We start from the raw sequence: 19,913 nt of genomic DNA, 5'->3' as shown, positions 1-19,913 counted from the left end.
GATCGGGGGGAGTTCACCTCCCTCCGACCTTCAGCCCCGCAAACCGGATGATCCCGTCCGCGTTCGGCTGGAACCCCTCCACCCCGGCCCGCAGGCCCCAGAACCAGCGATGGTTGTAGAGGATGAGATGCGGCCGGTCGGCCAGCCAGCGTTGCGCCGCCAGCCGGTACTGGGCGCGCCGCGCCGCGGGGTCGGTGCTGGCGCGCGCGGCGGCCAGCGCGGCGTCGACCTCGGGGTTCGCGTATTTTCCCCAGTTCAGGAAGCCGTCGCTCGCCAGCCAGATGGCGATGTTGCCGTCCGGGTCGGGGCGGCCGGACCAGATGACGATGGCGGCGTCGTAGTCCCCGCGCCGGGTGGCGGCGACCAGCGTGCTGCTCTCCAGCGTCTCGAGCCGGATGTCGAAGCCGCCCTCGGCCGCCATGGCCTGGATGATCTGCGCGACCTGGCCCTCCACCGGGCTGTTCGTGACCTTGAGCGTGAAGGCGAAGCGGTCGTGCCCGGCCTCCCGCAGCAGGGCGCGGGCACGGGCGGGGTCGCGCGGCGGCGCGGGCAGGTCGGCGAAGTGGTAGGGCGTGCCCGGCGCCTCGGGCTGGTTGTTCGGCACGAACAGCCCTTCCAGCGCCACCTGGTTGATCACGGCGCGGTCGATGCTGAGTTCCAGCGCCTGCCGCACGCGCGGGTCGCGCAGCGCGCCGGTCGCGGTGTTGATGGCCATCGTCTGGTAGGCGAGCGCGGTCGAATCCACCACCTGCAGCCGTGCGTCGCGCCGCGCCTCGGCGACATCCGAGGGCGACAGCCGCTCGATGATGTCGAGCTGCCCCGCGCGCAGGTTCAGCAGCCGCACCGTGCCGTCCGGGATGGGCTGGAACACCAGGCGCTCGGCGTGGATCTCGGCCGCGTTCCAGTAGCCGGGGAAGCGCTCCATCTCGATCCGGTCCTGGGCCACGCGGCGGGTCAGGCGGAAGGGACCGGAGCAGACCGGCTCCTCGCGGATGCGCTCCCCAAGCCGTGCGAGCGCCGTCGGCGACATCATCATGCCCGCGCGGTCGGCCAGCACCGAGAGCAGCGGCGCATAGGGCGCGGAGAGGCGGATCACCACGGTCGCGGGGTCCGGCGTCTCGATCGCGCGGATCGGGCGGAGTTCGCCCCGCCGGCGCGATTCGGGGGCCGAGCGGTAGCGTTCGAGGTTGGCGCGCACCGCTTCCGCATCGAGCGGCGTGCCGTCGTGGAACCGCACGCCGGCGCGCAGCGACAGCGTCAGCGAAAGCCCGTCCGGCGCCCACGCCCATCGTGTCGCGAGTTCCGGGCGGAAGGCCAGGTCCGGACCGACATCCACGAGCTTGTCGCAGAGCGCCGAGAAGACCACGCGCTCGACGAAGGATCCGCTCGCGGCGGGATCCAGCACGTTGGGATCGGAGCCGATGCCGATGCGAAGCGTCTGAGCGCCGGCCGGCGCGGCAAGCAGGGCGACGGCGACGAAGGCGGCGATGCGGCGCATGGGCGTGCTCCTTCCCGGAGGAGTGACGATGCTGCGCCGCGTGTCCGGCCGAGGCAACCCGGTGCGCCTGCCGCGCCGTGCCGGCCCAGGGCCGGCACGGGCGAGGATCAGTCGATGCGGATGCCGCTCTCGCGGATCAGCGGGCCCCACTTCTCGCGTTCGGCCGCCCAGGCGCGGGCCATCTCCTCGGGCGTGGTCGGCATCGGCTCCAGGCCGTTGCGGTTCAGGATCTCGGTGACGCCCGGGTCGCGCAGCGCCGTCGTCACGGCCTGGTTCAGCTTCGCGATCGCCGGCTGCGGCGTGCCCGCAGGCGCGACGATGGCGTACCAGGACGGCACGTCGTAGCCGGGCAGGCCGCTCTCGGCGACGGTCGGCACGTCGGGCAGCAGGCGCGAGCGGTTCGCCGTCGGCACGGCCAGCGCGCGCACGCGGCCTTCCCGCACCTGCGGCAGGACGGAGGGGGCGGTCGGGAAGCCGTAGTCGAGGCGGCCCGAGACGAGGTCGGTCACGACCAGCCCGCCGCCGCGATAGGACACGCCGATCGTGTCGATGCCCGCCATCTTCGCGAACAGCAGCCCGGCGAGCTGCGGCGCGCTGCCGATGCCGCTGTGGCCCCAGGAGAGCTCGCCCGGCTTCGACTTCGCCGCGGCGATGACATCCGCCGCGCTGCGCCAGGGCCGGTCCGCCGGCGTGACCATGATGTTGAACAGGTCGACCGCGATCGAGACCGGCACCAGGTCGCGCGCGGGGTCGATCGGCAGGCGCATGATCATCGGGCTGATCACCAGCGCGCCGAGCGTGGCGAGCAGGATGGTGTGCCCGTCCGGCGCGCTGCGCGCCACGATCTCGGAGGCAAGGTTGCTGCCGGCGCCGGGGCGGTTCTCCACCACCACGGGCTGGCCGAGGACCTCGCTCATCTTGCCCATCATGGCGCGGGCGGAGATGTCGGTGGCGCCGCCCGGCGTGAAGCCGACGACGAGGCGCACGGGGCGGTTCGGGAAGCCCTCCTGCGCGAGTGCGGGGCGCGCGAGCGGCGCGGCCGCCGCGGCAACGAGGAGCGATCGGCGGAGCAGGCGGTGGTTTCCGTCCCGGGTGAAGGTCATCTGCGTGGCCTCATGGCTGTTTGGCGCCGGGTGGCGCGGGCGGCGCGAAACTCGCACATGCAAGGGCGCCTCGCAAAGATGTGTGGCCGCGCGCCATTCGCGGTCCCGATCGGCATCATTCGCGCAGTCCCTTGGGGGCCGCCGCGTCACCTTCCCACGTGATCGAACGAAGAGGTGGTCAGGACGCTTCCGCCCCCCCGCACACCACAGGAAGGAACCGCATCATCCTCCGCATCGCCACCGCCGTGGCGTTCGCCGCCCTGGTCCATACGGGTGCCCAGGCGAACGAATGGCTGATCGGATCCGGCTCGGTCGTCGTCGGCAGCGGCGACAACCAGTCGGTCTCCGCGACCACGCCGCGCGAGACGCTCACGCTCTCCCCCGCCCGCGTGACGGGCAGCGGCGAGAACCTCTCGGTCGAGCTCCTGACGCCGCCGGCCCACCAGCCGGCGCGCTACATCGCGGTGATCGAGGGTTCGGGCGAGAACCTCTCGGTTCGCCACATCCCCGTGCCGCGCGGCTGACGCGTCGGCCTACAGCAGGACGAGGTCGTCCCGGTGGATGATCTCGTCCCGCCCGCGCCAGCCGAGCAGCGCTTCGAGTTCCTCGCTGCGATGGCCGGCGATCAGGCGCGCGGCGTCGGCATCGTAGGCCGACAGGCCGCGCGCCAGTTCGCGTCCCGCTTCGTCCCGCACGCTCAGCGGGTCGCCGCGCGCGAAGTCGCCCACGACGGCGCGAACGCCCGCCGGCAGCAGGGATGACCCGCGCGCCAGCGCCCGAGCCGCGCCCGCATCGACCGTGAGCACGCCGAGCGGAGCCAGGCTGCCGGCGATCCAGCGCTTGCGCGCGGTGCGGCCCTCGGGCGCGGGCAGGAACCAGGTGCAGCGCGCGCCATCCGCCATGGCCGTGAGCGGGTTGTCCCGCTTGCCGAGCGCGATCGCCATGGCCGAGCCCGCCCCGGTCGCGATGCGCGCGGCGATGAGCTTCGTGCGCATGCCGCCCGAGGAATAGCCGGGCGGCGGCTCGCCCCCCATGGCCATGACCTCGTCCGTCAGCCGCTCGACCACCGGGATGTGCACGGCCGCGGGGTCCTTGCGCGGGTCGGCCGTGTAGAGGCCATCGATGTCGGACAGCAGCACCAGCGCATCGGCGCTGATCATCTCGGCGACGCGCGCGGCGAGGCGGTCGTTGTCGCCGAAGCGGATCTCGGCGGTGGCCACGGTGTCGTTCTCGTTGATGACAGGCACGCAGCCGAGCCCGAGCAGCGTCGAGACGGTCGCGCGCGCATTGAGGTAGCGGCGCCGGTCCTCGGAATCCTCGAGCGTCAGCAGCAGCTGCGCGGCGTTCATGCCATGCGAGGCGAGCGCATCCTGCCAGGCGCCGGCCAGGCGGATCTGGCCGACCGCTGCGGCTGCCTGCTTTTCCTCGAGCCGCAAGGCGCGGCGCGTCAGGCCGAGGGCGCGGCGGGCGAGCGAAATCGCGCCCGAGGAGACGACGACGACTTCGGCGCCGCGGGCGCGCAGCGCCGCGATGTCCGCCGCCACCGAGGCGAGCCAGGCGGCGCGCGGCGCGGCCGTCGCCTCGTCCACCACGAGAGCGGAGCCGATCTTGACGACGATGCGCTTCGCCTGCGCGAGGGAAGATGCGGACATGGCCGGCGGCTCTAGCATGCCGCGCGGCGAAGGTTCAGTCCCCGCGTCGCTGGGCCGCGATCGTGTCGGCCAGGACGCGCAGCGCCTCAGGCACCCCCTGCCCCGTCGCGCCGCTCAGGACCATCACCGGCCGGCCGCAGGCGCGTTCGAGCGCCTTGACACGGGAGGCACGGGCCTGCGCCGTCATGGCGTCGAGCTTGTTCAGCGCGACGACCTCGGGCTTCTCCGCGAGGCCATGGCCATAGCCCGCGAGTTCGCGCCGGATGGTGCGGTAGGCCTTGGCGGGGTCCGCCTGGGTGCCGTCGACCAGATGCAGCAGCACCGCGCAGCGCTCGACATGGCCCAGGAAGCGGTCGCCGAGGCCCGCCCCTTCGTGCGCGCCCTCGATCAGGCCGGGGATGTCGGCGAGGACGAATTCCTCGGTTGCGTTGAGCCGCACCACGCCGAGCTGCGGATGGAGCGTGGTGAAGGGGTAGTCGGCGATCTTCGGCTTGGCCGCCGAGACGGCTGCCAGGAAGGTGGACTTGCCCGCATTGGGCAGGCCGACCAGGCCGGCATCGGCGATGAGCTTCAGGCGGAGCCAGATCCAGCGTTCGTCCCCCGGCCAGCCCTTGTCGGCGCGGCGCGGGGCACGATTCGTGCTCGTCTTGAAGTGGGCGTTGCCGTGCCCGCCGTCGCCACCCTTCGCGATGACGACGCGCTTGCCGGGGGCGTCGAGGTCGGCGAGCAGCGTTTCCTTGTCGTCGGCCAGGATCTGCGTGCCGACCGGGACCTTGAGGACCACGTCGTCGGATCCGGCGCCGGTTCGGTCGGCGCCGGCGCCGTTGCCGCCCTTGCGCGCCTTGAAATGCTGCGCGTAGCGGTAGTCGATCAGGGTGTTCAGGCCCTCGACCGCTTCGGCGATCACGTCGCCGCCCTTGCCGCCGTTGCCTCCGTCGGGGCCGCCGAACTCGATATATTTCTCACGGCGGAAGGCGATGACGCCATCGCCGCCGTCGCCGGCCTTCACCCAGACCTTGGCCTCGTCGAGGAATTTCATGGTTCAGGGTGCCCTGGAACGAAAACGGGGGCCTCGCGGCCCCCGCCCACGCATCGCGATCAGGCGATCCGTTACTCGGCGGCCTGCGCGTCCGGCACGACCGTCACGTGGACGCGGCCTTCTGCACGGCGGCGGAAGGTGACGCGGCCATCCACCTTGGCATGCAGGCTGTGCTGGCGGCCGGCATAGACGTTGTCGCCCGGGATCATCTTCGTGCCGCGCTGGGTCACGATGATGGAGCCTGCGTTCACGGTCTGCCCGCCGAAGAGCTTCACGCCGAGGCGCTTGCCCGCGCTGTCGCGGCCGTTGCGGGACGAGCCGCCTGCCTTCTTGTGTGCCATGGCTTGTGTCCTTCTCCGCTCAGGCGGCGGTGATGGAGGCGATCTTCAGCACCGTCTGGTGCTGCCGATGGCCGTTCTTGCGCCGGCTGTTCTGGCGGCGGCGCTTCTTGAAGATGAGGACCTTGTCGCCGCGGGACTGCTTGACGACCGTTGCGGTCACGGAGGCGCCCGGCACGGTCGGCGCGCCGACCGTAAGGCCCGCTTCGCCGCCCAGAAGCAGCACGTCGTGGAAGGTCACGGTTGCCCCGGGCTCGGCTTCGAGCTTCTCGACGGTGAGCACGGCGTCAGGCGTGACGCGGTACTGCTTGCCGCCGGTGCGGATCACTGCATAGGTCATGGGTCGCCCCGGAACGCGTTCAAACTGGCGGAGGTTTCCGGGCTTCCACCCGAATACAACCGTCGGCGGCACCGAGGTGCCACCGTGGGAGGCGGGCGTATAGCGCCGTCGGCGGGCGCGCGTCAACGGTCGGGGGCGTTGCGCGGCGCGGGAAGGGCGATTATACGGCGGGTCCCCTCGACCGGGGTTCTCTTTCGGCCGTCGCAGGATGGCCGCGCGCGGAGAGGTGCCGGAGTGGTCGAACGGGTCGGTCTCGAAAACCGAAGTACGGGCAACTGTACCGTGGGTTCGAATCCCACCCTCTCCGCCAGTTCCCATACGAGCCGTGCTCGCCGCCAGACCGGCGACCCCGCTGAGTCGCAGGTTTCCTGGGCTTTCCGGGGCGGACCTGTTGACTGGCCCGGCGCGGAGACGCCCGAGAATCGCTCTCCGGAGGCCAATTCTCTCCGGACCTCCTGACTTGGCCGATTTGGTACGGAACTCAAAAAACTTGGTCTGAGGCCGGTTTCAGTGCGGTCGGTACTTAGCCCGGTTCGAACCCCACTCGGCCGAAATCCGTACTTCGAGAGCGAACACTTCGGTACGCTTCCGCTGAACTTCGGCACGTTCCCGGGAATTCAGATTCCACGGTCACTACCCCTGAGTTGAACGGTGCATCTGCCTGGTGCCACGACGCGCATGCCGGCCGGTCGAACGGCACAAGCAAGCGCCAGAGTTCCGGGAAGGCCGCAGCCGTCAGCGCACGCTTACGATACTGGAGCTGGAGCAATCACTGATATCCAGGTTTGTTCGCTTTTTGTCATCATCATCGATGTTGGCGACTGCATGCCGCTATCGCCGACTGAGCAGCCAAGCCGTTAGCTGGCGCAGCCAACCAAGGTCAGAACCCACCAAGGCGGCGAAGGTCCGCAGAGCGTCGACGTGGCCTACTAGGAAGCTCCAAGCGGCTTCGCCTAAGGCCGTAACGGCCGCCATCGCTTGCACCCCTGCCCCGGTCGCCGCCAAGCCGTCGCCCACGACGGTCAGGAGGCCCGCAACCACTGCAAATTTAACGACCTTACCGGCCCCAGCCAGCATGCGCTTAAGGAGCAGGGATGCAGCGTGGTTCGACCGCGCGGGCCGCTCGCCCTTGCCGACGTTGGAGGCTGCCTGTTCCGCCAGTTGCCGCGCGACCGGACCAAAGACGACTGGGGTGTCGCGGATGGCCTGCGCCACTTCCTTGATCGACTGGTTCAGGCGATCCTGATCTTTGGGCGTCGCACGATACCGCTCCGCCGCCTCGACCATGGCTGAGCCGGTCGGCGTCGACATAATTAGTGTCCCGTGCAAATGGTGCAGGGACGCCAAGCCGCTCGGGACACTGCCGGGCAGGGGTGGGCGGTCGCCGGCCACGATCTCCCGATCGCCCTGGGCGGCCGCGTTCTCAAGGAAGACACCCTCGATGTAGAGGCGCGGGATCGGCGCCGGCACGGCGTTGACCGCGTCGGAGTATCGAATCAGGGCGTGAAGAAGGGCCTGATGTCCGTTGGTGCCCTCCAGCTGCAAGATCAGCTCGGCCGTCTGCTCGCGCAGCGCCGATAGCAGAGCGCCGTCAGGGGCCGCAGCGCCGTCCCAATCGACCAGATCGATCCGTGCCTGATCCGTTCGGTCGAAGAGCGGACCTGACGGTTCGGGGGGAATGGTGGCGAGGATGTCCTCAAAGCTAGAGACGCGTCCGTCCGGTTCTTCCTCGTCTTCCACGGGAGGCTGCCCGTCACCGGGTTCGTCCTCGGGGTCGTCCCGTTCAGGTTCGTAGTCGCCGGGCTTCTCGGTAGGCGCCCAGTCGAATATCCCGTCGTGCTGCACGCGCTCGACGGCCTCATCGATAAGCTCCTGATCCTCTTCTGAGAAGTTGCTGCCGATCTCGTCGGCGGCGTCATATGGCCCGCCCCAAATCCAGATGTAGCCGCCCTCGGCAGTTTCGTAGGGTGTGCGGTGGGCGGGGTCTTCAAAATTCTCGAAGAACCAGTCGACCATCGCCTGGATGCGAGCCTCCCGGTCTGAGGCGGCAACGTCCGGGTCCGACACCCCGAACTCGAAATTTTCCAGCAGCGTATGTCGACCGACATCCGTCTGCTGATTATTGTAAGTGCCCACTGGGTATTCCCAGACGGTCCAGTTCAGGTTCCCCAGCTCTGAATGCTCGACTACCGCCACATGGGTGACCTCGGCACCCATGCCGCGCTCCTCGTTGCCAACCTCGTCCCAGTCCAACTCGTCGGGATCGACTGTGTAAACGGTGCCATTTTCCGCATGCCGGATGCGGGCGACCCCGCTGACATCAATCGACATGTTCCCTCCCTCCCAAGGCCCCGACGCGAACAGTCAGACGAAGCCTATGCCGTGCGCTTTGGCTGGCGGGCTTCGTGGTCGACCTCCTCCACCAGCACGACGAACCGATGCAAGAGCGCCCGCATATCCTGTACGGAGATCACGCCGCGCCAAGTCAGTCGACCCCGATCGTAGTTTTCGATGCGGACTGCCTGGATCTGGCCGCGGCCATCGGGAAGAAAGCTAAGGTTTCCATGGGCGATCCCGTTGCGAAGCAAGCGCAGCAAGTCACCAAGTGACTCCGGCGGAGGTCCGCGGCCTCCTTGCTGTTCCGGGACGGGCCACCCTGCTGCCGCGGCATCCGCAAGCGATGTGGTCGGCAGGTCGGCCTTCAGGGTCTCCCAAGGATGCGCCAGGGCACCGAGGAAGGAGTTGATCAGCTGCGTGACCTCAAAGGGCCCGTCCTTGGCAGCATGGCGCTCAACGAAGGCCAAGTTGATCATCGTCCGACGCATCATGTCGAGCACGGGGACATGCGGCATCATGGGCGGAACGCTCCGAGGATAGGAGCAATCTGACTGGCGATCGCTGTAATCACCATCCCTGCCGCATCCACTCGTCGATATCGCGCGAGGAGAGGACCTTTTCTGCGTACTCCCAGTCGAGGCCCTGATCGTCGGCGATGTCCAGAGAGTAGCGCAGCTCCATCGGTGGCTTCGCCGTCTCGACGCGCTGTGAGAAGTTCTGCAGTGCCGTGCGATCCTTGAGCACGGCCGAGATCCAGTCGTCCTCGAAGGCATCCGGAAGCTGGCCAAGGACCGAGAAGATGTCGCCGAAGCGCTGGGACAACGCCGCGTAGACCTGATCCTCCACGGTGCCGGCATAGCGCAGGCTCAGCACGTGAATGTCGTCTCGCGCCTGGCCGATGCGCTGCACGCGCCCCTTCCGCTGCTCCAGCCGCGATGGGTTCCACGGCAAGTCGATGTTCACCTGCGCACCGAGGCGCTGTAGATTCAGCCCCTCGCAAGCAGCGTCCGTGGCGCAGACCAGCCTGATCTCCCCATCTTGGATGCGTCGCTTGATCTGCTCGCGGGCAGCCGTGCGGCGATCCTGACCGCGCTGCACGAAGGACGCGGCGCCGCCGGCGTAGAGCGCCACCGGCTCGTCCGGAAACGCGGCACAGAGGGCCTCCAGGACCCACTCCGCCGTCGTCCGGTACTGGCTGAAGATGATGGCGCCGTTCGTCTCAAGCCAGCGCCGCTCACGCAGATAGTGCAGCACCACCTGAACCTTCGGATCCGTGTCACTGCCTGCCACGACGGCGGCCAGGTTCCGCTCAACGTCGCGTAGGTATTCGATCTCCTGGGGATCGGGCGGCAGGGCATTGTCGGGGACGCCTTCATCGCTCGTCTCGTCTTCGGGGACGAGCGGACCGTCCAGCCGACCAAGCAGATGCCGTGCTGTCTCCAGCCCTGCGCGCGCCGAAGAACCGATGCGGCGCAGAAGGATGGTCTTTAGAAAGCCAGCGCCGGGAAAGCGCTGCGCGTAAAGGCGGCTGAAGGCTTCAGCGGCCTCATAGGCCGCCCTGAAGGCAATGCTCATCTCCAGGCCCTCACCGCTGAACAGCGAGGTTGGCAGGCCGTCCTCAGGCTTCGGATGCGTCAACACGCCAATGCGCTTCAGCAGCCCGCGCGCTTCGAGCATCGGCCTGGTGCGCCGAACAACCCGACGCACGATCGGATTGTGCCGCTCGGCGAGCCCCTGGAAGTCGTTCAGGAAGTCGGTGCGGATATCTGAGCTGAGATCGTCGAACCGCGGCCCTAGCACGTCGCGCGGGAGGAGGTCCGCCTCCGGAGACAGCAATCCTCGACGGCACCCCCTGCGACATCTTCGCGCTGCCGGCCGTCGCGGGCGCGTCGCGTGGGGAGCGCCGCCGAAAGCAGGAGACCCACCCCTTCGATCGGCTCGAGGTCACCGACCCCAGGACCGGCGAGGTGTTCGACCTCCGCCGCTGGGAGCGCAGCCAGGCCCGGCGCTTCGAGGTCGTCACCGCCCTGCAGGCACGCCGCCCGGGGTGCTTCGTCGACAGGGTGGTCGACCGCAAGCACCACCTCCGCTGCGTGAATGCCGCCGCGCACACGTCCGCCGCGGACGACTTCGCCACCATCGCGATGAACGCCTCGGCGTCCGAGTCTGGCCGCTTCGTGCTGCACTGCATGCACGGCCACTGCGCCGGGCACGACCACCTCGCCTTCCTCAAGCTGATGATCGAGCAGGGCTGGCTCTCGGTCGGCGACCTCACCGACCCCGCCTTCCTGGCTGACCGGTCTGACACTTCCGCAGAGGGCCAGGTCGAGCTGACCGAGCATGGCGTCGCGCTCGCCTTCGCCAAACGGCACGGCAACGACCTCCGCTACTGCCACACCACAGGTTGCTGGTACCGATGGGACGACGTCCGATGGGTGCGCGATCGGACCCGTAGGGCCTTCACCTGGGCGCGCCAGCTCGTCGCATCCCTCAATCGCGGCGCAGAGTTCAAGACGCAGGCCATCACCGGCAAGGCGTCCTTCGCCGCGGCGGTCGAACGCTTCGCCCAAGCCGACGAAGCCCTCGCCGTCACCGCGGATATCTGGGATTCGGATCCGCAATTGCTCGGCACACCGGGTGGCGTCATCGACCTGCGAACGGGGATGATGCGCGCGGCCGCCGGCACCGACTACATCACCCGCATCACCGCAGTCGCGCCGGCCTCGACCGCCGACTGCCCGACCTGGTTGGCCTTCCTCGAGCAGGCGACCAACGGTGACCCGGCACTGATCGGGTTCCTACAGCGCTGGTTCGGCTACTGCCTCACCGGCATCACCCGCGAGCACGCCCTGCTCTTCGTCTATGGCCCCGGCGGCAACGGCAAAGGCGTCCTCCTGGTCACGGTATCGGGAATCATGGGCGCCTATGCCGTCACCGCTGCCCTCGACACATTCACGGCGTCGAAGGGGGAAAAGCACCCGACCGACCTAGCGATGCTGGCGGGGGCCAGATTGGTGATGACCACCGAGACCGAGGAGGGTCGCGCCTGGGCAGAGGCCCGGATCAAGGCACTGACGGGCGGTGATCCGGTCACAGCACGCTTCATGCGGCAGGACTTCTTTACCTACGTCCCGAACTTCAAGCTGACGATCAGCGGCAACCACAAACCCGCGCTGCGGAACGTCGATGATGCTGCCCGACGCCGATTCAACGTCGTCCCATTCGTTCATCGGCCTGCTTCGCCTGATCCGCAACTCTCTGACAAGCTGCGCGGCGAGTGGCCCGGCATCCTGCGCTGGATGATCGATGGGTGCCTCGCGTGGCAGCGCGACGGGCTCCTGCGCCCGAGGGCCGTCCTTGATGCCACGGCCGAGTACTTCGCCGAGCAGGACCTGCTGACCCAGTGGGTGGAGGAGTGCTGCGAGATCGGCGCGGGCTTCGGCGAGATGAGCAGCAAGCTGTTCGGTTCCTGGCGCACCTTCGTGCAGGAACGGTCCGACGAGCCGCACAATGCGAAATGGCTCGGGGCGATGCTGGAGAGGCAAGGCTTTCGGCGAGCAAAGGACTGCGCGCTGTTCCGCGGCCGCGGCTACCTGGGGATCCGCCTGCTGCCGGAACCCGCGGCAAAACCCTGGAACGAGACCGACGCATGACCGACCTGGAGCCGAGGCCAGCGACGCCAGCGACGCATGCGACGCGTTGTCCGGTTAATCGCCCTTAGTCGCGCCTGAAGCCGGTGGCCCAGATGACGGTGCGGATGCCTTCGGCCGCGAGGTCGATCGCGGATGGCGTGCGGGCGAAGGGCGCGAGTGCCGGGGGCGGGGCGTCGTCCGGCGCGCCCTCGGCATCGGCCACGGCGGCGATCCGGTCCAGCAGCCGGTCGAGCGTGCGCTGCGCGCCGGCGGTGGTCTCGGCCAGGTCGTCGCGCAGCAGCGCGCGGCCCCCCGCGATCCCGGCGAGGCGCCCCGCGATGCGCACCCCGATGGCGCGTAGCGTGCCGAGGTCGAGGCTCGCATGATCCGGCCGGCCGACCAGCTGCAGCGAGGGCTGGGTGCGCGCTGCGGACAGGTCGCGCACCTGCTCGGCGGATTCGGTGAGCATGCCGGCGCGGTCCATCCAGTCGAGGATGTCGCGCCCGCGCCAGCGCCGCGGCAGGCGCGTATGGCGCCCGACGGCGAGCGTGACCTGGCGGCCGGACCGATGGATTTCCTCGGCGATCTGCACGCCGGAGGCGGAGGCTCCGACGACCAGTACGCCACCATCCGGCAGCAGGAATGGGTTGCGGTAGCCGGAGGGCGTGACCTGGTGGATCCTCCGCGGCAACTCGGCCGCCATGGCCGGAATGTGGGGCACGTCGCACTGGCCGGTGGCGATGACCACGGCGGGGGCTGCGAAGGTGCCGGCACTCGTCTCCAGCCGATAGCCGGTGGGCGCGCGATGCAGTGCATGCACCGCGACGCCAGTGACCACCGGCGCGCGGACGGCGTAGCCTTCGAGATAGGTGACCACCTCGGACATGGTCATGAACCCATCGGGGTCGGCGCCGCGATAGGACCAGCCTGGCAGGCGGCTCATCCAGTTCGGGGTCAGCAGGCGGAGGCTGTCCCAGCGTTCGGAGCGCCAGCGTTCGGCAACGCGACCGCGCTCGAGCACCAGGTGGTCGATGCCGCGCGCCGCGAGGCAATGGCTCATGGCAAGCCCCGCCTGGCCGGCGCCGATGATGATGGCGTCGGTGGTCCGCATGGGATCCTCCGCTGGGAACGAGGGGCCGGCGGCGCTGAGGCGCGCCGCCGGCCTTTGGCGTCAGGCCTCCACGGCGATGGAGACCGGCACGCCGTTCGTCATGACGTCGAAGACGGCGGAGCGGGCCTTGGCCTGCGCAACGATGGCCTTCAGCGTCTCGGCCGGCGCGTCGCCCTTCACCTTGAAGGTCACGCGCACGTCGCTGAAGCCGTTGCGGACATCCTCCGACAGGCCGAGGATTCCGCGCAGGTCGACATCGCCTTCCACGAAGGATTCGACCGAATGCAGCGTCACGCCGCGCACCGCGGCGATATTGGCGATGCCCGCGGTGAGGCAGCCGGCGAGGCCGTGCAGGATCCATTCGACCGGCGTCGGACCCTGGTCCTCGCCGCACAGGACCGCGGGGTGATCGCTGTCGGCCATGGTGGCGGCCTTGTGCGCGTGCTCCCCGCCGGCGCCGAAGAAGCCAAGCATGGTGCCCTGCATGTGCGTGCCGGACTTCCACTGCCCATGCGCGCGGAACTGGAACTTGGCGAGCGCCGGCTGGTCGGCGACGACGCCGATGGTCGCGAGCAGCGCGGGCGTGTTCACGCCGTTGAGCGGCGGCTTCTCCTTCTTCGTCGCGGGGGCGGGGGCTTCGGCGGTGGTGGTGACGGCGTTCATGTTGCTTCTCCATGATCTGGTCGGCGGCGGTCCCGCCTGCTGGTGGGTGACAGTCGGTATGCTCGTCCCTCGGGCGTCAGGCGGATGGCCTGATGGGTGCCGCTCCGTTGGACGTGGTTGAACCCTAGGCAGCCGATACCGTCGGCGCTTGGAGAAGCCCTTGCGGAAGTCTTGAGATGTCGTTGGCTCGTTGAACGGGCCAGTTCGCGAGGTCGCTGGCTTGGCCCGCAGTTTCCGAGCCTCAGTAGCCGCCAGTCGCGGCTTGGGGCGGTCGATGCCGGCGCGGGATCACTAGCTCACGTGGCCGCAAACCGGGCTGGCCGGCACCCCCAGCGACGCAACCAAAGTTGAGCGCCACATGTTAAACTGGCAGCCGGAGCACGACGCGCCGAGCAACGGAGACGACGCCTTTCATGACGATCCGCTCGCCGTCTCGGTGTTCGAGATCCCTTTCTGCGCTAGCCGCATGCGCCACGCTCGCGGCAAGCCCGACCTTAGCCCAGGCTCCGGGCGCACCGATGCCGCCGCCGCCGGATGCAGCCGGCACGCTGAGCTTCGGTATAGAGAACGACGTGCTGGGCGGAACGGACCGCTACTACACGAACGGTCTTCAGATTGCTTGGCGCTCCCCTTCGGCCGACCTGCCGGCGCCGCTCGCCTGGCTCAATAGGCAGCTCGACTTCCTGCAGGGACCGGGCGAGCTGCGCTGGGGCCTAGCCCTCGGCCAGTCGATCTTCACGCCGCAGGACACCGCGCTCTACGATCCTGACCCGACCGACAGGCCCTATGCGGGATATCTCTACGGCGCGCTGTCGCTGTCCCGCGTCACGGCGATGAGCCTATCGGTACTCGAGATTCAGGCCGGCATCGTCGGGCCCTCGGCCGGTGGAAAGTTCGTGCAGAACGGCTGGCATTCGGTGATCGGCGTGGCGCCGTCTAATGGCTGGGACCACCAGCTTTCCGACGAGCCGACGGTCGCGCTGATCCTTGAACGCAAGTGGCGCGTGCCGCTGGCCGGGGACGAGACGCTGGGGCTCGAACTGCTGCCCTCGGTCAGCGGCAGCGTGGGCAACCTCCAGACCTATGCCGCGGCGGGCGCGCTCCTGCGCGTCGGCCGCAACCTCGCCGCCGATTTCGGGCCGCCGCGGATCCGTCCAGCGCTAGCCGGGAGCGCCTTTTTCCAGCCGCAGAGCGACGAGTTCGGCTGGTATGTCTTCGGCGGGGTGGAGGGCCGCGCAGTAGCGCGCGACATCTTCCTCGACGGCAATACCTGGGCGGAAAGTCGCAGCGTGATCTCCCGGCCCCTGGTCGCCGACCTGCAGGCCGGCGTGGCGGTCATCCCTGCCATGGACCATGATCTACGAGGCGGTCGCCTCGGTGATGCCGGATGCCGAGGGCCTGACCGGCCGCCTCCTGCAGGCGGGCCATCTGGACGCGCTGTCACCGGCGACACGTCAGGAGGTCGCCGAGATGTTGTGCTACGCGCTGCGCTTCAATTCGGAGGGCAAGCCGCGTCGGACGGGGCACGACCTTGTCGTACCGCTCGCCGCCGCGCAGATCGTCGACCAGCTGCTGCGGTCGAACATGGTCGTCATGCGGACGCCGCCTACGCAGCCGCATCGCGGCTGGTGACGGCGCAGAACTAGCGGGCGGGCGCGGTGATGCAGGACAGTTCGCTGAACCGGCGGCAGACGGCGCGGTCCGGCGCGGGGGTCGCCTTCGCGCAGATCGGCATCATCCGCTTCGACGGGCAGATCGAGCTCGAGGCGCTGCGGCTCCTCAAGCACGGCCGGATCGAGCTCGACATCACCACCTTCGAGCGCGCCATCCGCCCGATCTGCCTCAGCCGCAAGAACGCGCTTTTCGCCTCCGGCGATGATGGCGGGGGCAGGATGGGCGGCCGTGGGTCAATCGTTTCTCTGGCCGTTGCGACGCCGGTCGGTTTGTCGCTGCTGCTGTTCGGCGGCGCGACGCTGCTGTTCCGCACCTTGGCGCTGATCCTCGGTAGCCGGCCGTTGCTGCGCGGCGCCTTCACGTTGTTGCTGCTCACCAGCGCGCCGCTGCTGTTCTGCACCTCGGCGCTGCTGCTCTTCGGCCGCACGACGTTGCTGCTCCACCGCCTGACGCTGCTGTTGCTGTTCGGCGGCGCGACGCTGCTGGTCCGCACCTTGGCGCTGATCCTCGGTAGCCGGCCGTTGCTGCGCGGCGCCTTCACGCTGCGGCTGCGCCCATCGGCAGCGTGGCCGAAAGGCCGCTCTCGTTCATCGTCGCGAACTCCAGGTCCGTCCCGCCTTCCAGGGCGATGCGGCTCTGCCCGATCTCGAGCAGCGCGCGGCTGCCAGGGGCGGCGTAGACCGCATGGCCCTCGATCACCGGCAGGTTGCGTGTGGCCGGCTGCCACTGCTCCTCGCCCGCCTCGCGGTAGGACACTTGGCCTACGGTACGTGCGACGCGACCGACCTGCGTCGGCGGGTCGATCGGCTCGGCCATGGAAACCGTGGCACCAGCGGTCTGTTGCGGCGGTGACGGTGCCGATTTCAGGCTCTGCGCCGGCAGCGCCGCGGGCAGCAGCAGAAGCAGCGGAAGCGCGAGAATTGCTGCGCGCGTGCCAGGCTTCCTCAGGGTGTGCATGGCGTCCTTCTCCCGAGGCGCAGACGGCGCCTCTAGGGATCAACGCGCGAAACGGGGAGAAGTTCGTGGCAGTTCCCGGGTCATGCCGGGGCAACACCGCCACGTGCTGGATGGTGTCCAACGTCGGTGCGGCGTTTGATCGCGCAGTTGACGCGCTCCAGCGGGCTTGTGCTGTGGATCTTGCCGCCTTGCCCCCTGCGGACCGCCATGACGGTCAGGACGTCCTGCACTCTTCGTCGCGGTCAGGTTCGAGCGAGGGTGGACGCGGTCAATGTAGCGCGCAGCAGCGCGGATCCGGCAAACTCCCCGAAGGCGGGAGGGCATCATGCATACAGTCGTCCTGGTGCTCGGCGGGTTGGCCACGGCGCTGCAGGCGAACCCTGCGGCTGCGCAGTCAGAAGCCGTGGCGCGACGTGAGTGCCTTGGGACGGTCCGGCAACAGGGCGTCCGAGGCTACGCGCTCGAAAATCCCCGCTTCAGCCGTTCCAGCGATGGCGCCGCACTCCCCGGCGTGCTGGTCCTAGGCGCCAGCCGGCTCGAGTTCAACTGCACCATCGATCGACATGGCAAGGTGACCGATCTCGTGGTCACCACACCGGCGAGCCGATAGACGGAGCAGCGTGCGCCTCTGTCCAGCACGGCCCGTACCCGCACCGTGCGGCCCGGGGCAGCGCATCACGCAGGCCGAGGCAGAGCGCCTTCTGCTGGCGGATCTCGCGCCGGTCGAGGCGGCGATCGGGCGCAGCGTCACCGTGCCGCTGACCGATGGGCAGCACGGCGCGCTGGTGTCGTTCGCGTTCAACCTGGGGCACAGCACGGTGGCGGGGAAGCCGCTGGCCAACATAGCGGCGACGCTGAACAGCGGCGACTATGACGGCGCGATCCGGCGCATGGGGCTCTACGTGAAGCAGCGGCAGAACGGGCGGCTGGTGACGGTGCCCGGGCTGGTGAACCGGCGTGCCGCCGAGGCCGGGCTCTTGGCGCGCGGGGAGTTCGTCGCCAGGCGGCATGTCGCGCCGGCCGCGCCACCCAAGGAGGGCGCCGAAGCAGCGAAGCTCGGCGGATATGCCGCCGCGGCGGCCACTGCGGCACCCGCGCTGCAGGCGTTGGCGGGCGTGCCGGTCTGGATCGGCGTGGCATTGGTGCTCGCCATTGCGGTGATAGCCGTTGCCGTCTTGCTACGCCGGGAGCGCGTGGCGTGATCGCGGCGCTCTGGGCCCGCGTGCAGGGGTGGGTCGCACTGGCCGGCGCGGCGGTCGCCGCGCTCGGTGCCGCGTATCTGGCCGGGCGGCGCGAACGCCGTGATGCCCAACGCGCGGAGGCGGCGCGCGCAGAACAGACAATGAGGAGGGCGGGAGATGCGGCGGCTCGTGAGGCTGAGCGTACTGGTGCTGCTGAGCGGCTGCGGAGCGGGGATTTCTGATCGGCCCTGTCCGCGCGTGACAGAGTTCCCCACCGAGCTGCAGCGGCAGGCCGTCCTCGAACTCGCCAACGCGCCGGCGCTCGCGCGCATGATGGATGCGATGGCGGCGGATCGGGCATTCAATAAGGCGATCTGTGGTTGATCATCATCGCGTCGACCGTGCCCGGCGCACCATCCCATTGTTACGCTTGTCGTAATGGGTAGCTCTGCCTCATGGTTCCTTAAGCGAGCGAGAGCCCCATGCGCGGTGGACCGGCCATCGAGGCCTTTGCGGAGAAGCTGCGACTGGCGTTAGGCCGGGCCAATCTCTCTCGCGCACAGCTCGCCCAGGCGATCGAGGTGGACAAGTCGGTCGTGTCACGCTGGCTCAACGGCGCACTACAGCCTAGCGATCATTCGCTGACTGCGCTGACCGCCGTTTTGGCCAAATCCCTGCCCCGCTTCGACCGCCTCACCTGGGACGGCACAGCGACCGAGTTTGCGCAACGCCTCGGCGTGGGGACCGCGACGCTCGAACGGGCCGCAGGCGACTTCCCCATTTTGCCGCGCGCGAAGGAGACGATGGCGTCCAATCTCGCCTTTGCTGAGGAACGATACGCCGCTCTGTGGATGCTGGTCTTTCCGAGTCCCACTCTGAATGGCGGGATCGTCTTTCTGCCCATGCGCATCGGTTGGCTTGAGGGCGCCGGATTCTTGCCGATTGAATGGGTGTATCGTCCTTTGGTGCATATGCGCGGCGCCGCCTTCGAACTGGGCGGCTGGCTGTACGGTGTTCTGGAGGGGCAGGTTACCGGCACGCCGGGTTTTCTCGCGCTTGAGGGCGTTCCGGATGAGGAGCCACTCCTTCTCGACGGATTGATGACCGCCCGGAGGAGTACGGCGATCGCAACCATGTACTCGGCCCGCGTGCTCGCCTTCAGGCTTGGTCGACTTCCTGACGAGGCCGCCTTCACGGCGATAGGCGAGAGGGCAGTGGCCTGCACCAGGGGAGGCGCCGGCGTTCGCCTGCCCGAGGCGCTTCATGCGGCGTTCCGGATGCCGGAGACTTCGGCGACGAAGCACACTTGGCTCGTGCACGAACCGGCGCAGTCCTGGACCACGGGCGAGACCCGCCGGAACGACCCCGCGCGCGCCCCCCAGATGGAGGCGCTGGCCGCCGTCCGCGGGCTGTTCGCCGACCTGCTTCCGACGAAAGAAAACTGACCGGCAAGCTCGAGGGAAAAGGGCGATGCGTCGTGATGCGCGTATGTGCGTCGTGATGCGCCGCCCGGCGCCCGTTGCCGCGTCTGCCGGCGCGGCTCGGTGGCAGCCAAGCTCCGCCCTGTCCCGCTGCCCGAAGCCTCGGCGGCTCGACGCAGGAAAGCGGACCGTCGCCAATGATCACCTTCACTGTTCTCGTCATCGCCATCGTCAATCTCGTCCTGATGGCCAGTCCGCTGCTGCCGTACGACGAGGAGCGACTTCGGTTGACGCCGGTAAACTGCTGATCAGTCGCGACGACACAGCGATGTGGTAACGGAATCGCATTGTCACGACGGGGTGCCCGGCGCTCCAGGCGCGTCGCGCCGAACGGCAGCGGGCACGGTCGATCGCTGATGACGCGGCCGGCCCTATGCCGGCCGGCCTGGTGGGCACCAGCGGGTTCGCCGCCATCCCCACCACCGCCCTCGATTTACCCCTCGTGCAGCGCCTCCGGCGGTCCCCGCCTTGTCGGGTCCGGGTCCCCATCTGCCCGAACGCTAGCGCCGCACAACGCACATCGCAGCGAAATTCACCGCCGGGACAATCCATGGATGCGAAGTGACGGGCCTGGCGCAGCAACGGCTGCTTCATCGAGAAACTAGCAACAGCCTGCGCGTCACCGCGCGGAACGTCAGCGCCTCGACGGTGGATCTCGCCACGGCCCCGCTGGCATTGCAGGTCACGAAGAGGAGCGTGCCCTGATGGCAGCTCACTGGCTGCTAGGCCGCTCGGAGTGGCGGTTGACCTGCCCCCCTAGAAGCGGTCCGCCGGTGATGTAGTCCGGTGGCAGCGATGGGAGGTTGTGGGATGGGACGGAAGAAGGCGCACACGCCGGAGGAGATTGTCGCGAAGCTGCGGCAGGCGGAGGTTCTGGTTGGCCAGGGCAAGACGGTGGCCGATGCTG

19 protein-coding genes, 1 tRNA gene and 1 pseudogene are annotated in these 19,913 nt (G+C 69.0%); 9 read left to right on the top strand and 12 right to left on the bottom strand.

The window, feature by feature from the left end; translation table 11 throughout:
• Positions 1–13: 13 nt before the first annotated feature.
• Both E8M80_RS14510 and E8M80_RS14505 read right to left on the bottom strand, forming a co-directional pair.
• Entirely contained in the window at positions 14–1,498 is a 1,485-nt protein-coding gene (locus E8M80_RS14510) for an ABC transporter substrate-binding protein (protein WP_137126424.1), read from the bottom strand.
• A 107-nt stretch (positions 1,499–1,605) separates the two neighbouring features.
• Positions 1,606–2,601: a tripartite tricarboxylate transporter substrate binding protein gene (locus E8M80_RS14505; protein WP_137126423.1), complete on the bottom strand. Its 996-nt coding sequence runs from the start codon at positions 2,599–2,601 to the stop codon at positions 1,606–1,608.
• Positions 2,602–2,846: 245 nt separating this feature from the next.
• On the opposite strand from E8M80_RS14505, the gene E8M80_RS14500 reads away from it, so the two are divergent.
• Positions 2,847–3,125, top strand: a complete 279-nt coding sequence (locus E8M80_RS14500; RefSeq protein WP_137126422.1) for a hypothetical protein — start codon at positions 2,847–2,849, stop codon at positions 3,123–3,125.
• Positions 3,126–3,134: 9 nt separating this feature from the next.
• Here the strand turns inward: E8M80_RS14500 and proB are convergent, their stop codons facing one another.
• The 4 genes from proB to rplU form a co-directional block, all read right to left on the bottom strand.
• Positions 3,135–4,253 carry a glutamate 5-kinase gene (gene proB, locus E8M80_RS14495; RefSeq protein ID WP_137126421.1) on the bottom strand — a complete coding sequence of 373 codons (1,119 nt, stop codon included), beginning with the start codon at positions 4,251–4,253 and terminating at the stop codon, positions 3,135–3,137.
• A 34-nt stretch (positions 4,254–4,287) separates the two neighbouring features.
• Complete coding sequence (gene obgE, locus E8M80_RS14490) at positions 4,288–5,292, bottom strand: GTPase ObgE (RefSeq protein WP_137126420.1); 1,005 nt, start codon at positions 5,290–5,292, stop codon at positions 4,288–4,290.
• A 71-nt stretch (positions 5,293–5,363) separates the two neighbouring features.
• Positions 5,364–5,633: a 50S ribosomal protein L27 gene (rpmA, locus tag E8M80_RS14485; protein ID WP_137126419.1), complete on the bottom strand. Its 270-nt coding sequence runs from the start codon at positions 5,631–5,633 to the stop codon at positions 5,364–5,366.
• Between the two features lie 19 nt (positions 5,634–5,652).
• Positions 5,653–5,970 carry a 50S ribosomal protein L21 gene (gene rplU, locus E8M80_RS14480; protein ID WP_137126418.1) on the bottom strand — a complete coding sequence of 106 codons (318 nt, stop codon included), beginning with the start codon at positions 5,968–5,970 and terminating at the stop codon, positions 5,653–5,655.
• A 220-nt stretch (positions 5,971–6,190) separates the two neighbouring features.
• Here rplU and E8M80_RS14475 point away from each other — a divergent pair.
• Positions 6,191–6,280: transfer RNA gene (locus E8M80_RS14475), tRNA-Ser, on the top strand.
• A gap of 521 nt (positions 6,281–6,801) precedes the next feature.
• On the opposite strand, the gene E8M80_RS14470 is transcribed toward E8M80_RS14475, so the two are convergent.
• The 3 genes from E8M80_RS14470 to E8M80_RS14460 form a co-directional block, all read right to left on the bottom strand.
• Positions 6,802–8,301, bottom strand: a complete 1,500-nt coding sequence (locus E8M80_RS14470) for a hypothetical protein (RefSeq protein ID WP_137126417.1) — start codon at positions 8,299–8,301, stop codon at positions 6,802–6,804.
• 44 nt (positions 8,302–8,345) lie between these two features.
• Positions 8,346–8,798 (bottom strand): HEPN family nuclease, encoded by a 453-nt coding sequence (locus E8M80_RS14465; protein ID WP_240790059.1) that lies wholly within the window; start codon positions 8,796–8,798, stop codon positions 8,346–8,348.
• A gap of 76 nt (positions 8,799–8,874) precedes the next feature.
• A complete protein-coding gene (locus E8M80_RS14460) occupies positions 8,875–10,143 on the bottom strand; it encodes a helicase-related protein (protein WP_137126415.1) in 1,269 nt (422 codons plus the stop codon).
• A 131-nt stretch (positions 10,144–10,274) separates the two neighbouring features.
• Between E8M80_RS14460 and E8M80_RS14455 the strand changes: the two genes are divergently transcribed.
• Positions 10,275–11,960: a phage/plasmid primase, P4 family gene (locus tag E8M80_RS14455; protein WP_240790045.1), complete on the top strand. Its 1,686-nt coding sequence runs from the start codon at positions 10,275–10,277 to the stop codon at positions 11,958–11,960.
• Positions 11,961–12,024: 64 nt separating this feature from the next.
• On the opposite strand, the gene E8M80_RS14450 is transcribed toward E8M80_RS14455, so the two are convergent.
• Positions 12,025–13,050, bottom strand: a complete 1,026-nt coding sequence (locus E8M80_RS14450) for an NAD(P)-binding domain-containing protein (RefSeq protein WP_206035639.1) — start codon at positions 13,048–13,050, stop codon at positions 12,025–12,027.
• A gap of 60 nt (positions 13,051–13,110) precedes the next feature.
• Positions 13,111–13,713, bottom strand: a complete 603-nt coding sequence (locus E8M80_RS14445) for an OsmC family protein (RefSeq protein ID WP_137126414.1) — start codon at positions 13,711–13,713, stop codon at positions 13,111–13,113.
• A 413-nt stretch (positions 13,714–14,126) separates the two neighbouring features.
• On the opposite strand from E8M80_RS14445, the gene E8M80_RS14440 reads away from it, so the two are divergent.
• Both E8M80_RS14440 and E8M80_RS27045 read left to right on the top strand, forming a co-directional pair.
• Positions 14,127–15,359 (top strand): lipid A deacylase LpxR family protein, encoded by a 1,233-nt coding sequence (locus tag E8M80_RS14440; RefSeq protein WP_370287446.1) that lies wholly within the window; start codon positions 14,127–14,129, stop codon positions 15,357–15,359.
• 15 nt (positions 15,360–15,374) lie between these two features.
• A pseudogene (locus E8M80_RS27045) lies at positions 15,375–15,542 on the top strand (hypothetical protein); the annotation flags it as partial.
• Positions 15,543–15,924: 382 nt separating this feature from the next.
• Here E8M80_RS27045 and E8M80_RS25995 read toward each other — a convergent pair.
• Positions 15,925–16,344, bottom strand: a complete 420-nt coding sequence (locus tag E8M80_RS25995; RefSeq protein ID WP_170979421.1) for a hypothetical protein — start codon at positions 16,342–16,344, stop codon at positions 15,925–15,927.
• Between the two features lie 325 nt (positions 16,345–16,669).
• Here E8M80_RS25995 and E8M80_RS25990 point away from each other — a divergent pair, with 325 nt between their 5' ends.
• The 4 genes from E8M80_RS25990 (at position 16,670) to E8M80_RS14415 (ending at position 18,970) form a co-directional block, all read left to right on the top strand.
• Complete coding sequence (locus E8M80_RS25990) at positions 16,670–16,954, top strand: hypothetical protein (RefSeq protein WP_170979420.1); 285 nt, start codon at positions 16,670–16,672, stop codon at positions 16,952–16,954.
• A 10-nt stretch (positions 16,955–16,964) separates the two neighbouring features.
• Positions 16,965–17,546: a lysozyme gene (locus tag E8M80_RS26295; protein WP_240790043.1), complete on the top strand. Its 582-nt coding sequence runs from the start codon at positions 16,965–16,967 to the stop codon at positions 17,544–17,546.
• A gap of 156 nt (positions 17,547–17,702) precedes the next feature.
• Positions 17,703–17,909 (top strand): hypothetical protein, encoded by a 207-nt coding sequence (locus E8M80_RS14420; RefSeq protein WP_137126413.1) that lies wholly within the window; start codon positions 17,703–17,705, stop codon positions 17,907–17,909.
• A 98-nt stretch (positions 17,910–18,007) separates the two neighbouring features.
• Positions 18,008–18,970, top strand: coding sequence for a helix-turn-helix transcriptional regulator (locus tag E8M80_RS14415; protein ID WP_137126412.1), 963 nt, complete (start codon positions 18,008–18,010; stop codon positions 18,968–18,970).
• The last annotated feature ends 943 nt before the right edge of the window (positions 18,971–19,913 follow it).

Source organism: Roseomonas sp. HF4 (assembly GCF_005222755.1).
GTDB lineage: Bacteria > Pseudomonadota > Alphaproteobacteria > Acetobacterales > Acetobacteraceae > Neoroseomonas.
This window is presented reverse-complemented; position numbering and strand designations above follow the sequence as displayed.

Coding starts and splice junctions, on each gene's coding strand:
- E8M80_RS14465 (WP_240790059.1), bottom strand. CDS start 8,798: ATGATGCGTCGGACGATGATCAACTTGGCCTTCGTTGAGCGCCATGCT.
- E8M80_RS14470 (WP_137126417.1), bottom strand. CDS start 8,301: ATGTCGATTGATGTCAGCGGGGTCGCCCGCATCCGGCATGCGGAAAAT.
- E8M80_RS25995 (WP_170979421.1), bottom strand. CDS start 16,344: ATGCACACCCTGAGGAAGCCTGGCACGCGCGCAGCAATTCTCGCGCTT.
- E8M80_RS14445 (WP_137126414.1), bottom strand. CDS start 13,713: ATGAACGCCGTCACCACCACCGCCGAAGCCCCCGCCCCCGCGACGAAG.
- E8M80_RS14505 (WP_137126423.1), bottom strand. CDS start 2,601: ATGACCTTCACCCGGGACGGAAACCACCGCCTGCTCCGCCGATCGCTC.
- E8M80_RS14510 (WP_137126424.1), bottom strand. CDS start 1,498: ATGCGCCGCATCGCCGCCTTCGTCGCCGTCGCCCTGCTTGCCGCGCCG.
- E8M80_RS25990 (WP_170979420.1), top strand. CDS start 16,670: ATGCATACAGTCGTCCTGGTGCTCGGCGGGTTGGCCACGGCGCTGCAG.
- E8M80_RS14450 (WP_206035639.1), bottom strand. CDS start 13,050: ATGCGGACCACCGACGCCATCATCATCGGCGCCGGCCAGGCGGGGCTT.
- obgE (WP_137126420.1), bottom strand. CDS start 5,292: ATGAAATTCCTCGACGAGGCCAAGGTCTGGGTGAAGGCCGGCGACGGC.
- rplU (WP_137126418.1), bottom strand. CDS start 5,970: ATGACCTATGCAGTGATCCGCACCGGCGGCAAGCAGTACCGCGTCACG.
- E8M80_RS14440 (WP_370287446.1), top strand. CDS start 14,127: ATGACGATCCGCTCGCCGTCTCGGTGTTCGAGATCCCTTTCTGCGCTA.
- rpmA (WP_137126419.1), bottom strand. CDS start 5,633: ATGGCACACAAGAAGGCAGGCGGCTCGTCCCGCAACGGCCGCGACAGC.
- proB (WP_137126421.1), bottom strand. CDS start 4,253: ATGTCCGCATCTTCCCTCGCGCAGGCGAAGCGCATCGTCGTCAAGATC.
- E8M80_RS14415 (WP_137126412.1), top strand. CDS start 18,008: ATGCGCGGTGGACCGGCCATCGAGGCCTTTGCGGAGAAGCTGCGACTG.
- E8M80_RS14420 (WP_137126413.1), top strand. CDS start 17,703: ATGCGGCGGCTCGTGAGGCTGAGCGTACTGGTGCTGCTGAGCGGCTGC.